13 protein-coding genes are annotated in these 13,099 nt (G+C 32.8%); 9 read left to right on the forward strand and 4 right to left on the reverse strand.

Annotated elements, in window-relative coordinates; all coding sequences use genetic code 11:
- The first annotated feature begins 49 nt into the window (after window positions 1-49).
- The 3 genes from dacB (at window position 50) to ACOOWA_RS03095 (ending at window position 4,833) form a co-directional block, all read left to right on the forward strand.
- On the forward strand, window positions 50-1,519 hold the full coding sequence (gene dacB, locus ACOOWA_RS03085) for a D-alanyl-D-alanine carboxypeptidase/D-alanyl-D-alanine endopeptidase (protein WP_421373142.1): 1,470 nt from the start codon (window positions 50-52) through the stop codon (window positions 1,517-1,519).
- A 79-nt stretch (window positions 1,520-1,598) separates the two neighbouring features.
- Window positions 1,599-3,521 (forward strand): M1 family aminopeptidase, encoded by a 1,923-nt coding sequence (locus ACOOWA_RS03090; protein WP_421373144.1) that lies wholly within the window; start codon window positions 1,599-1,601, stop codon window positions 3,519-3,521.
- Window positions 3,522-3,918: 397 nt separating this feature from the next.
- The gene (locus ACOOWA_RS03095) at window positions 3,919-4,833 is read left to right on the forward strand and encodes a T9SS type A sorting domain-containing protein (RefSeq protein WP_421373146.1); all 915 of its coding nucleotides are present in this window, start codon (window positions 3,919-3,921) and stop codon (window positions 4,831-4,833) included.
- Between the two features lie 104 nt (window positions 4,834-4,937).
- On the opposite strand, the gene ACOOWA_RS03100 is transcribed toward ACOOWA_RS03095, so the two are convergent.
- Complete coding sequence (locus ACOOWA_RS03100) at window positions 4,938-5,804, reverse strand: cupin-like domain-containing protein (RefSeq protein WP_421373148.1); 867 nt, start codon at window positions 5,802-5,804, stop codon at window positions 4,938-4,940.
- A 165-nt stretch (window positions 5,805-5,969) separates the two neighbouring features.
- Here ACOOWA_RS03100 and kbl point away from each other — a divergent pair, with 165 nt between their 5' ends.
- From kbl to gldG, 6 genes are all read left to right on the forward strand, one after another.
- Window positions 5,970-7,166: a glycine C-acetyltransferase gene (gene kbl, locus ACOOWA_RS03105; protein ID WP_421373149.1), complete on the forward strand. Its 1,197-nt coding sequence runs from the start codon at window positions 5,970-5,972 to the stop codon at window positions 7,164-7,166.
- Window positions 7,167-7,233: 67 nt separating this feature from the next.
- On the forward strand, window positions 7,234-7,674 hold the full coding sequence (locus ACOOWA_RS03110; RefSeq protein WP_421373150.1) for a hypothetical protein: 441 nt from the start codon (window positions 7,234-7,236) through the stop codon (window positions 7,672-7,674).
- 77 nt (window positions 7,675-7,751) lie between these two features.
- On the forward strand, window positions 7,752-8,402 hold the full coding sequence (locus ACOOWA_RS03115; protein ID WP_421373151.1) for a hypothetical protein: 651 nt from the start codon (window positions 7,752-7,754) through the stop codon (window positions 8,400-8,402).
- Between the two features lie 93 nt (window positions 8,403-8,495).
- On the forward strand, window positions 8,496-9,047 hold the full coding sequence (locus ACOOWA_RS03120) for a CopD family protein (protein ID WP_421373153.1): 552 nt from the start codon (window positions 8,496-8,498) through the stop codon (window positions 9,045-9,047).
- A gap of 86 nt (window positions 9,048-9,133) precedes the next feature.
- The gene (locus ACOOWA_RS03125; RefSeq protein ID WP_421373154.1) at window positions 9,134-9,862 is read left to right on the forward strand and encodes an ABC transporter permease subunit; all 729 of its coding nucleotides are present in this window, start codon (window positions 9,134-9,136) and stop codon (window positions 9,860-9,862) included.
- Between the two features lie 4 nt (window positions 9,863-9,866).
- Window positions 9,867-11,534: a gliding motility-associated ABC transporter substrate-binding protein GldG gene (gene gldG, locus ACOOWA_RS03130; RefSeq protein WP_421373155.1), complete on the forward strand. Its 1,668-nt coding sequence runs from the start codon at window positions 9,867-9,869 to the stop codon at window positions 11,532-11,534.
- A 47-nt stretch (window positions 11,535-11,581) separates the two neighbouring features.
- On the opposite strand, the gene ACOOWA_RS03135 is transcribed toward gldG, so the two are convergent.
- The 3 genes from ACOOWA_RS03135 to ACOOWA_RS03145 all read right to left on the reverse strand — a co-directional run bounded on the left by ACOOWA_RS03135 (window position 11,582) and on the right by ACOOWA_RS03145 (window position 12,524).
- Complete coding sequence (locus ACOOWA_RS03135; protein ID WP_421373157.1) at window positions 11,582-11,896, reverse strand: type II toxin-antitoxin system RelE/ParE family toxin; 315 nt, start codon at window positions 11,894-11,896, stop codon at window positions 11,582-11,584.
- A gap of 3 nt (window positions 11,897-11,899) precedes the next feature.
- Complete coding sequence (locus tag ACOOWA_RS03140; protein ID WP_421373158.1) at window positions 11,900-12,139, reverse strand: hypothetical protein; 240 nt, start codon at window positions 12,137-12,139, stop codon at window positions 11,900-11,902.
- Between the two features lie 208 nt (window positions 12,140-12,347).
- Complete coding sequence (locus tag ACOOWA_RS03145) at window positions 12,348-12,524, reverse strand: hypothetical protein (protein WP_421373159.1); 177 nt, start codon at window positions 12,522-12,524, stop codon at window positions 12,348-12,350.
- Window positions 12,525-13,099 lie beyond the last annotated feature (575 nt).

The raw sequence follows: 13,099 nt of genomic DNA on the forward strand, positions 1-13,099 counted from the left end.
CCAATCGTTTTTTTAACTATCCAAAAAATATGACAAAAAGAAAAATTAGATGGTAAATTTCAGAAAATATATTTCAGGTATTACGGTCTTGACTACTGGTTTTCTCCTTGCTCAATCGACCGTTTCTACAGTTCTTTACTCTCAGAATCACGACAATTCAAAAATTGGCTTAAACCTTCCTTCGCCGGCTGCGTATGTGGAGAAAGCTATTTTGTCGCCTAAGGAACTTGTAGATATCAGTGTCAACACGATGATGGCAGATCCGGTGCTGAAAAACGCAACTTGGGGATTTGTAGTTTACGACCCGAAAACGAAGAAGGTAATTTCTTCGTATAACGAAAAAACTCCGCTTGTTCCTGCTTCTACAACGAAACTTTTAACCACCGAAACTGCAATGAGTATGTTGGGTGAAAACTACCGTTGGATGACGCAATTGGAATATTCGGGAGAAATCGACGAGAACGGAACTTTAAATGGTAATCTTTACATTGTAGGAAGTGGCGACCCGAGTTTGGGAACCAACAAAGCAGGAGCCTGGTCTTACAAAGATATTGTTTCAGATTTTGCAGGCGGTATTTCACGCGAAGGCATCAAAAAGGTAAATGGTGATATTATTATTCAGACAGCGCTTTTCAAAGGTAATATTTCGAGACTTCCGGAAAATGTTGTGTGGCTAGAAAGCAATAATTACTATCTTCCTGTTGGTACAACCCGTGAAATTAATCCGGCAAATGAAAAACTGATCGTAAAAAAATCAATGAATTCAGCCGAAGATAAAAAATATTTTTATGTTTCACCATATGCCAATCAAATGGTGTATGCTGAGAAATATGACGGAAATGGAACTTTAACTACAAAATTACCAGATGCACCGGCTTTTTTAGCAAATTCTTTCAAAGCAAGCTTGGTGAAAAGTGGAGTGGCAGTTACCGGAAAAGTAACGCCTAAAATCACAGAATCTTCACCGGAAGCCAGAAAAATGATTGCTGCTTACAAATCTCCGACTTTGGGTGATATTATCTATTATACAAATCAAAGAAGTGATAATTCATTAGCCGAAGCTTTATTAAAAACGGTGGGTTACTTTAAAATGGGTGACCAGACTTCAGAATCAGGAAGAATGGTTGTAAATAGTCACCTGAAAGATATTGCTTTTGATCTGGAAGGCTTAAATTATATGGATGGAAGCGGTTTATCCAGAAGCAATCACGTAACACCAATTTCTCAGGTGAAATTCTTGACTTCTTTGATGGATGAAAAGCATTACAAAACGTATTTCAATTCTTTACCAATCGGTGGACAATCCGGAACATTGAAAAGTATGTTTTTAACTGAAGGAAACGGACAGGTTTTTGCGAAGACAGGAACTTTAAATAAAGTGAAAACTTTGGCAGGATATTTAAAAACCAACTCTGGAAGAACGCTTTGTTTTTCATTGATGGTTAATAATTATTCTGGATCTGTTGGTCAGGTAAAAAGCAAAATGGAAGCAATTCTGAAACCGGCTTTAGACTTATAAAAATTTTTAATTTCATATATAAACCTTTTGATCTCCGATTGAAAGGTTTTTTTTATCTTTATTCCCTAATTATCTGACTATGAGAAATGTTTACCTTTTATGCTTAAGCATCTTTGCTTTTCATACTTTTTCGGCTCAATATGAAAATGAGAATATCGAAAAGAAAGGTTTAATCAAAAAAGAAATGAAATCTTATGCGGCAAAAATGGCTGCAGGAAATATCAATCCCAATACTTTAAACTACGATTTGCAGTACCAAAGAATGGATGTTTCTATTGATCCTGCTGTTTATAACATTTCGGGTTCCGTCACTTCTCATTTTAAACCGAATCAGGCAATCAGCAGTATTTATTTTGATTTAAATAATAACATGAATGTGTCTCAGGTTAATTATCATGGTCAGAATCTTACTTTTCAACAGCTATCAACAAAGGAAATAAAAATTAATTTTACATCAGCTTTGGCTGCAAATGTTTTAGATTCACTTACGATTCAATATAATGGTGCTCCTTCTGCTGCAAATAATTCTTTTTTTACCAATACCCAAAGCGGAACTGCCGTTCTAGCTACTTTAAGTGAACCTTATGGTGCACAGGATTGGTTTCCTACGAAGCAAAGTTTAAACGATAAGATTGAAAAATTTGATATAAAAGTAACCACTCCGGCTCAATATAGTGTTGCTTCCAATGGTAAACTGATGTCGGAAACGATTTTAGGAAACGGGCAGAAACGTACTTTCTGGAGAACACAGTATCCTGTAGCGGCATATTTGGTGGCGCTGTCAATTACAAATTTTGTTAAATTAAATGATACAATGGGAACTCCGCCATTTCCATTTGTAAACTATCTATATCCTTCGACGAATGCGGATGCTGGAAGTATGGCCAATATTGAGTGGACAAAAACGGTCATGAACACTTTCGAAACCTATTTTGGAGTCTATCCTTTCCGAAATGAAAAATACGGTCATATGGAATTCACAGCAGGAGGCGGAATGGAGCATCAAACCATGTCTTCAATGGGAGGTTGGAGCAAACAGTTGATTGCCCATGAATTAGCACATCAATGGTTTGGAGATAAAGTTACTTGTGGCGTATGGAATGACATTTGGCTAAATGAAGGTTTTGCCACTTTTGGAGAGCATGTTGCTTACGAAAAATTGGTTATGACGAATACTGAATTTCTGAATTATCTTTTAGGCGAAAAAAATTATATTACAAGCGATACAGGGGGAAGTGTGTATGTTGCAGACAGTAATTTGGGAAGTGTCGGTACTATTTTCAATGGCAGATTAACGTATTCGAAAGGCGGCTACGTGGTAAGAATGATGAAATGGATTTTAGGTGATACTGTATTTTATCAGGCTTTAAAAGATTATCATGCAAGACCGAATTTAGCTTATAATTATGTGAAAACTTCAGATTTAAGTGCTTCTTTTTTAACTTCAACCGGTATAAATTTCACAGAATTTTTTAATGACTGGATTTATGGACAAGGTTATCCTACGTATGATATACGGTGGAAACAAACCGGAAATCAGGTCATTTTTAAAGCTTCACAAACACAAAGTCATTCTTCAGTAAGCTTTTTTGAAATGCCATTGCCGATTAAAGTCACAGGAACAGGCGGGCAAACTGCTTTTTTTGCTTTAAACAATACTTCAAACAACCAATATTTTAACGAAACTGTGAGTTTTCCAATCGCAACTGTTCAGTTTAATTACGAATATCAGATTTTAGAGAAAAATTCTACGGTTGTACAGGATAATAGTTTAAGCGTAAAAGATATTAAAAACCAGGATTTCAACATTTATCCGAATCCTGCAAAGAATGAATTATTTATTTCGGGTCTAAAAAATGAAACAGATTATCAGATTTTCACAGCTGACGGAAGATTGGTAAAAAAAGGAAAAGCCGACCAGAAGATTGATATTACGGTGTTGGAAAAAGGAGTTTATTTTATTATGATCAATAATTTGAATTTAAAATTTGTGAAAGAATAAAATAATTTATCGGTTTAAAATACTTTAAAAACAGAGGTTATTTTAAAACTTTCCTTTGCAGCGTTTAATGAAAATACACAGGCAAATAAATCATTACATGGCGTATTCTAGAAAAATTGACGTGAAAAAGTAAAATCTCATTCATATATTATCTAAAGCTTTCATTTTGAAAGCTTTTACTTGTTTAAAATATTTTGGCTAATAGCAAATTTATGTATCGTCTCTATTGTATTTATTTTTAAAAATAATATTAATATTTAGTAATATAGAATTCATAATATATTAAAACTGATTATTAAATAAATATAATAAGAAATATTTGAATTATTAAAATAACATACTACTTTTGTATTTTATAAAATCATAAGTTGCTGATTCATTAATAATTAATATTTCTATGAGAAAAACTCTATCTACTTTACTGGCATTTATGTCATTTGGAGCGTTTTACACCAAAGCGCAGATGCAAAAAATATCTTTTGAAAGCAGTGAAGGATATACGGTTGGAAATTTGGGAGGTCAACAAGGCTGGACACTTTGGGGCGGACTTCCTGCAGCATATGCGCAGGTTATCAATTCAAATTCTACAGACGGAACCCGGTCTTTCAATATGATCAGCGGTGAAACTGTTCAGGATGTTTGCGGGATTGAAAAAAATATCACAAGTTTGGTGACAAGTGGTGATGTAGAGGTTTCTTTTGATTACAGTTTTTCGGATCTTGAATTCTCAGATTACGAAATTGCAATTTACAACAATGCATTAATTTCAGATTATACAGCTGCTTTCAGAATAGATTATCTTACAGGAGTTTTAAGTTACAGAAATGCTACAGGTTTTGTTGACGGGCCGGTTCTTACAGAAAATCAATGGTATAATTTGAAAATTGTTATTAAGCAGTCTACTAATACTTTACAGTATTTTATGAATGGTGCACAAATTTATTCAGGAACTTTGGGAACGAATAAAAACGTACAGGTTATCGATTTCGTTTATGATGATTTTGGTTCAGGTTTCAGAGTTGATAATATTCAGATTAATAATCTTTCAGCACTTTCTGCTTCTGAAATCACAAAAAAAGAATCAATAAAAATATACCCTAATCCGACGGCTGAAAAATTGAATATTGAAACAGAAGAAAAAATCAGTTTTATTACAATTTTTGATGCAAAAGGAAGTTTGATTAAGAATATCCAGGAAGGTGGAATTTCTAACGGAAAAATTTTAAATGTTTCAGACTTAATAAGTGGAATTTATACGATTAAGATAAAAACTGCTACATCAGAATTTACTAAAAAATTTATCAAGAAATAGGGAGAAACGGGAAGCAGGATGTTATTACAGAAATAAAGACAAATTTATTTCGAAAAAATTGTTGAATTGAAGCCTTATTTAACATCGAACTTCCAGCGTTCAACTCAAACAGTCCTTTTTATTGCTCTTTCAGCGCGCTTATTGGCAATTTTTACTTTATAATTAAACCATTTTTCTTGAAAAATTTTCCTCATTGCATTATCAAAATGTCTAATGATGACTAAATTTTTGAAACCTCGCCATTTTTCCAATAAACTTGAAGGCAGGGCACGAACTGATACAGAATAACCTTCTGTTTCATATTGAATATAATGCCACCAACCTGAAGGAATATATAGTGTTTCTCCCGGTTTAATCACAGCTTCATAACCATTTAAAAATTCCAAAGCCGGATATTTTTCATAATCGGCTTCCTGAAGATTGACCAAACTGTGAAAGTTGTAAGGTAGTTTATACATTAAGTCAGATTGCTCCCAGGGAAAAAGCCAGATTCTTTTAATACCCTGAAATTGAGTGATAAAAACATGAGACATATCAATGTCAATATGATTTCTCGTAATCGATCCTTTTCCGCCAAAAAACATAAAGGGAAGCCATTTCAAAACTTTTCCCTTTGTAAGATCTCTATATTGAAGATCATTTTTAAGTTCGGGTCTAATGCTTAAAAGATTAAATAAAAACAAACGATATTCAGTAGTTTTTGTACTGATTAAATCTAAATATTCTGAAAAAGTAGTTTGCGCTACAGGTTGACTTGCTACTCTGTCGATGGATTCGAGTTCACTTCCATACACATTCACTTTGGTTTCTCCTGCGATTTCTCTAAAATAGTCATAATTCCATTTTTGAAAAGCGGGGCTTTCATGTTCTACAAAATCCTTGATAATTATTGGTTTACAGGTTTTCATATGATTCGAAATAAATTCTTCTGATGTTATATTTTCAACGCTTTTTACCTGTGTCAATTTCATTATGGTTCAATTTTAAAATTCAAATATAAATATTATCCTACAAATATTGTGGACTAATAGGTTTTAATTTATACAAAGATTTAAATTTAAAAAATCAATAAAGATTTTCAAAAGTGTTTCGTTTGATGTGTTTTTATTAAATTAGCGCAACTAAATTTAATTATAATGATCTCCGGAAAATATCTTGAAAATCTACAGAACGAACTGAAAAACATCGAAAACGACGGACTTTTTAAAAAAGAAAGAATCATCACTTCTCAGCAAAGTGCCGAAATTGAAGCTAATGGAAAAAAATTGCTGAACTTCTGTGCAAACAATTATTTGGGATTGTCAAACCATCCTGAAGTAATGAAAGCTTCACAGGAAATGATTGGGTCTCACGGTTACGGAATGTCTTCGGTACGATTTATCTGCGGAACTCAGGATATTCACAAGCAACTGGAAGAAAAAATTGCTGAATTTTTAGGTCTTGAAGATACCATTCTGTATGCGGCTTGTTTTGATGCAAACGGAGGGGTTTTTGAACCTTTATTTACTGAAGAAGATGCTATTATTTCTGATGAATTGAATCACGCTTCAATTATTGACGGAGTTCGTCTTTGTAAAGCAGCAAGATACCGTTACAAAAACAACAATATGGCAGATTTGGAAGCCCAGTTAATTGCGGCTTCCGAAAAAAATCACCGTTTCAAAATCATCGTTACAGACGGAGTTTTTTCAATGGACGGAATTGTTGCAGATTTGAAAGGAGTTTGTGATTTAGCAGATAAGTACGATGCTTTGGTAATGGTGGATGATTCTCACGCTACCGGATTTATTGGGAAAACTGGTCGTGGAACTCATGAAGCCAACGAAGTGATGGGTAGAGTAGATATTATTACTTCAACGTTAGGAAAAGCTTTGGGTGGTGCTTTAGGTGGATTTACTTCAGGTAAAAAAGAAATCATCGATATGCTGAGACAGCGTTCAAGACCATATTTATTTTCAAATTCTTTGGCTCCCGGAATTGTGGGTGCGGCTTTGAAAGTTTTAGAAATGATTTCAGACGACACTTCACTTCGTGATACGGTAATGGAAAATGCAGAATATTTCAGAACAGAAATGAAATCTAAAGGTTTTGATATTCCGGATGGAGACGCTGCAATTGTTCCTGTCATGTTGTATGATGCAAAATTAGCACAAAAAATGGCGGAAAAACTGATGGATGAAGGAATTTATGTGATTGGCTTCTTTTATCCGGTTGTCCCAAAAGAGAAAGCAAGAATCAGAGTACAGCTTTCTGCAGCGCATACCAGAGAACATTTAGATAAAGCAATTACTGCTTTTGAGAAAGTAGGAAAAGAATTAGGTGTGATTTCTTAAAAAATAAACACTTCTACAATTGTAGAATAAAACAGAATTTCTATATTTACAGAAATTCTGTTTTTTTATGTTTAAAAATATATTACTCATCGTGTTATCCTTTTTTGTTTTCGTTTCTTGCAAAACTGAGATGAATCAATATGTGAAGTTTCCTAATAATACACAAAAACGTCATGGAAAATGGAAGGAAGAGTATTCTTCAGATCAGGGAACTTTAATTGCTGTCGGGAAATATAAAAAAGGCGAAAAAGTAGGGGTCTGGAAAACTACCTTTCAGGATAAACTCTATCAGAAAGATAACATCAGAAAATCTGTTACTAAAACAAAACTTTATTTTCCAAATGGTAAAGTCATGGAAAGAGGGCAATCGAAACTTGATATTTCAGATGCTCAGAGACATTGGTATTACTTTGGCGATTGGAAATATTATGATGAAACCGGAAAATTGAAATACATTAAGAAGTACGCCGACGGAAAGAAAGTTGATAGTATTTCCTTTCAAAAATGATTTTTTAAATGAAATTATTTTCTTTCTGAATCAGGATTTATGTTATTTTTAGAAGATTAATCTGCTCATTATATTTTATGAAAAAATATCTACTTCTAGTTTTTATTTATGTTTTTTCGAGCCCGTTTTTCGCTCAGTCCGGAGATTATAAATCAATGATAACAGTAAGTGTTTTTGCACCTTTGCGTGATCAACGATATAATGTTGGCTATATTCGGAAATTATCAGAAAGATGGTGGATTGGTGGTGAAGTAGCTTATGGTACAGACGGTTTAACTCCTATAAAGATTGGTGATTTTGATGGTAAAAGCAGAATTTTTGAGATTAGACCCGAAGTATTTTATAGCTTGGCTCCTCAATCAAGGTTAAAGCATTTCGTTTCTGCCGAAGCGTTTTATCTAAATCATTTCGGAAAAAACGTCTCAGGAAATTATTATGACAGAAATGAAGACTATTATTCTTTCACTTCTTCAAATTATAATAGAATAAAATACGGATTCAACATCAACTATAGTATTTTACTTCATAAAAAGACATCATGGTTTGGTTTTATGCCCAAAATAGGTTTTGGATTAAGGCAGAGAAAGATTTCTTACACCAATATGGATGGCAAAATGCCGAATGATCCGCCAATTGATGGTTTGCCTTTTGACTATCTGTTGAATCATGAAGGCTCAGATCTGCTTTTTAATTTTAATATTGATATGAAACTTATATTTAAATTTTAAAATACTCTAAATAATCTCTTTTTCATCATCATTTCCGGATATAAAATTCACTTTTTTTCTGAAATAAACTATCTTTGCACACAAATTTTTACGATGCTTTACACCATCATCAAGGCGTTACACATTATTTTTATGGTCAGTTATTTTGCAGGAATTTTTTATCTCGTAAGAATTTTTGTGTATTATAAAGATACCGATGCTTTTTCAGATGAAAAAAAGTCGATTCTGAGAGAGCAATATATATTCATGGCTCGAAGATTATGGAATATCATCACCGTTCCTGCAGGAATCATCATGGCTGTTTGTGGTTTAGTCATGATATTTCTGAATACCGGTTTAATGAAAATGCCTTGGTTTCATTTAAAACTGACTTTCCTCATCGGTTTGGCAATTTACCATTACTGGTGCTGGAAAAAAGTAAAACATTTAACCCAACTCAACGGAAAAACTTTACAAACTGCCAATTTAAAACTGAGACAGGCAAATGAAATTGCCACTTTTATTTTATTTTTGGTCGTTTTTACCGTTATATTAAAATATCAGGTCATCGAATATTGGTGGCAATTAATTACCGGATTTTTCGTTTTGGTATTTTTAATCATGATGACGGTGAAACTGGTGAATAAAAGCAAAAAGAAAAACTAATGATTGGTTGATAGCTGTTGGTTTATGGTTGATCGAAAGAATATAACACTAACAACAATCAACTGACAACATTTTACAATAAAACTATGATTGCAATATTTAAAAAAGAACTTTGGAGTTATTTCGGGAACTGGAGCGCATGGATTATCATTGCGGCATTCAGTCTGATCATGACTTTGTTTCTGTTTTTTTTCGAGAATGATTCTAATATTTTCGATATCGGATTGGCGTCTTTACAGAGCTATTTCGTTCTGGTTCCCTGGTTACTGATGTTTATTATTCCGGCGTTGTCGATGAAAACTTTTGCAGAAGAACAGCAGACAGGAACTTTAAACTGGTTATTTTCCCAACCTCTGAAAGTTTCAGATTTGGTTGCAGGAAAATTTCTTTCAGTTTGGGTTGTTGGAATTTTATGCCTGATTCCTTCACTGATTTATTTCTACACGATCTACGTTTTGGGAGTTCCGGAAGGAAATATCGATATGGGTATGACTTTCGGAAGTTATTTTGGATTAATTATTCTGATTGCGGCATTTTCCGGAGTTGGAATTTTGGCTTCATCGCTTTCGCAGAATCAGATTATGGCTTATCTTTTGGGAGTTTTTATGTGTTTCATCATGTATTTCGGGATTGAGCAGTTGGCAAGTTATAAATTATTGGGCGGAGCAGATTTTATTTTACAGAATATAGGTTTTTATCAGCATTTCTTAGGCTTTACAAGAGGTCTTATCGATTTCAAAGATGTTGCTTATTTTGTATTCATCATCGGTTTTACATTAACATTATCTAATCATTTTATCAATAAAAAGAAGTAAAAACATGAAGAAGATTAACCTAAAATCTCCGTTTGCCATTTTATTGATCGCAACTTTTGTTATTACGCTGGTTCTTGCGTTTTCGGGCATCAGATTAGATTTAACCAAAGAAAAAAGATATACCCTTTCAGACAGCACAATAAGAGTTTTAGAATCAATTAAAAAACCTTTAACCGTTGATGTTTATCTGGAAGGCGATTTTCCTGCAAGTTTTAAGCAGCTTCAGAGTGAAACGAAATTTATGCTCGAAGAATTCAGAAAGATCAATCCGAAAATCGATTTTAAATTCATCGATCCCATGAAAACCAAAATGTCTCAGGATACATTGATGGCAATGGGGATGCAGCCTTCGGTTCTTCCGGATTTTAAAGATGGAAAAGTTACCCAGATTTATCTGTTTCCTTATGCGGTGGTAAAATATAATGGTGGCGGAATTTCTATTCCTTTGGTCGTACAGCAGTCGAATATTAATGCAGATGAACAATTAAGAAAATCAATTGAAAATTTAGAATATAATTTAGTTTCGAATATTAAAGCTGTTGCTACAAATAAGAGAAAAAAAGTTGGGATTTTGGTAAACCAGGATGAATTGAGTCCGACAGAATTTGAAAGTTTTATGAGACTGGCAACGGAAAGCTATGATGCAGGTCCGATTGTTCCCAAAAACAATGTGGAAATCACTCAGGCAGACGTTCCCTTATTGAAACAAATGAGCGCTTTGGTGATTGCAAAACCTAGAAAAGCTTTCACAGATAATGAAAAAGTAATTTTGGATCAGTACATCATGAACGGTGGAAAAACGCTTTGGATGATTGATGCGGTAAATGCTGAAATGGATACTTTGACGAAGTCTAAAAAAGTAATGCCTTTCCCAGTTGATATCAACATGACGGATTTCTTTTTTAATTATGGTTTAAGAATCAATCCGGCTTTGGTAAAAGATGTGAAAAAATATGCACTTTTAAAATTAGTGACCGGTGAAGTAGGAGGAAACGCACAATACACAAGTCTTCCTTGGCCTTATTTTCCTTTGGGAATTGCAGAGCATGATCATCCGATCACCAAAAATATTAATCCTGTAAAATTAGAATTTCCTACATCCATTGATACTTTGGGCGGAAGAAAGTTTAAAACTCATGTTTTATTTGAATCAAGCGAAAGAACTTTATTAAAGCAGGTTCCAAATTATGTTGAGCTGAAAGAGATTGCAAGTGTCGACAGTCTCGGGCAGATGGAAAAACCAAGCACACCAAAGATTTTTGCAGTAGCGTTGGAAGGGAAATTTAATTCTGCTTATGCTTCAAGAATTGAAAGAAAATCTTATCCGGGGTTTAAAGCTTCAAGTCCTGAAAACAAAATGATTGTGATTGCAGACGGAGATGTTGGCAGAAATAAAGTCATTAAAGGACAGGCTTTACCTTTAGGTGTTGATATGTTGACGGAGGAACAGTTTGGTAACGAGCAATTCCTGAGAAATGCTTTAGATTATCTTCTCGACGACAGCAATCTGATGGAACTGAGAAACAGAAACATCGAAGAACGTCTTCTCGACCGCAAAAGAATCACCGACGAAAGAACAAACTGGCAATACCTGAATTTGCTGCTTCCTTTAGCAATTATCGGATTTTTAGGAGGATTATTTTTCTGGTTAAGAAAAAAGAAATTTGGATAGAATATAAAAAAGAGACACTGCGAGGTTTCTCTTTTTTTGTTTTATCACTATCTTTTACGCTTTTCATCCATCATTTTAATTGGATTTTGTCTGGCATCGAAAATATCATTTATTATCACTTGATTGTTTTCAACTCGGTAAATGATTTTAAAATTTCCACTTAAAATATATCTGTAATGTTTATTTAAATGTTCAAGATAAAATTCAAGCTGTCCTGATTCTGGATTTTGAATTAAATGTTTTGTGGACTCAAATATTTGCTTTCGTAATTTATGAGCTACTTTTCGACCAGCTTTAACGGCGTAATATTCAAAAATAGCTTTAAGATTTTGAATTGCAAATTCAGTCCAAATAATTTTCATTAATTACCAATTTACAGATTGATTTTCTAAATCTTCCTGAGTTTTAAATTTTCCGTTTTTAAAATCTTCTTCAGATTTTTCAATACGATTAACTAATGTTTCAACAGTGAAAGGAAAAAACTCGGAATGGTCTTCTTTTTCGAATCTTGTTAAAATATATTCTTCAATTTTTTCAAAAAAACGTTCGTCCTGCAATTGAGCCAAATATGTTATTAAATTTAATTTTCTAGTTTGCAAATCCATGATCTGATATTTTAAATCAAAGATACAAATTTGGAAAGATGAAAATGTTTTGTAATTATATTTTATCAAATTTAATTCAATGTAAAATTTTCATCACTGCGTGCTGTAATTCATCCTGTTCAGCGTAATATTCTTTTATTTCTCCTTCTCTTTCAAATTCTGAAATATTAAATCCTTCCTCTATATCATTGTAATAAAGTACAAAGTTCTAATATTTTGCAACTGCCCAAAATCCTCCGCCTTCATCTCCGTATTCATTTTCAATCCATTTTGTAGGGATGAATTTTATTGAGTTCCAAAATTTTAAAACGTCTTCGTTCATGGCATTTTCTCCTTTCGAAATTTCTAATGATAATTCTTGTAAAGTAATTGGTTTCCAAATCATAAATTAAATTTTATTATAACTAAGTGAAAAATAAAATCATTATCAAAACCCAAATCCAAAATATTAAAATAAGAGCATTACAAAGAGTTAGAATATAATATTTCTTTCTATTTTCATTGATTTTCGGAATTATAAAAGCAATATTTAAAACAGTTAATAAAATTGAAATTCCATGAAATACGAAGACAGCCAATACTGAAAATGCCCATAAGTTGTGTAACTCTCCATACCGATAAGAGTTAGTATTTATTATTTTCGGAATTAAAAACGCAACTATGAAAATGATATAAGAGATGATCGTAAAAAGCTTGATGTTATATTTTATTTCCACAGAAGTTTTGAACATTTATTTTTTTAAATAGATAATGAATGTCAGATTTTAATCATAATACTAAAAATCGACAGTCTTTTTTGTCTTTCCGAAGGAATCTAAATTGCTTTATTTCAACGTGTTGAGGTTCTTTCATAATGACACAAATGTAGCTAAAATTAAATTATTACAAATTAAGGATATACATAAAACAAATCAGTGAATAGAGACTTTTTTAGCTATTTTCGATTAATTCATTATTTTT

This window comes from Chryseobacterium sp. GP-SGM7 (assembly GCF_049166575.1).
GTDB lineage: Bacteria > Bacteroidota > Bacteroidia > Flavobacteriales > Weeksellaceae > Chryseobacterium.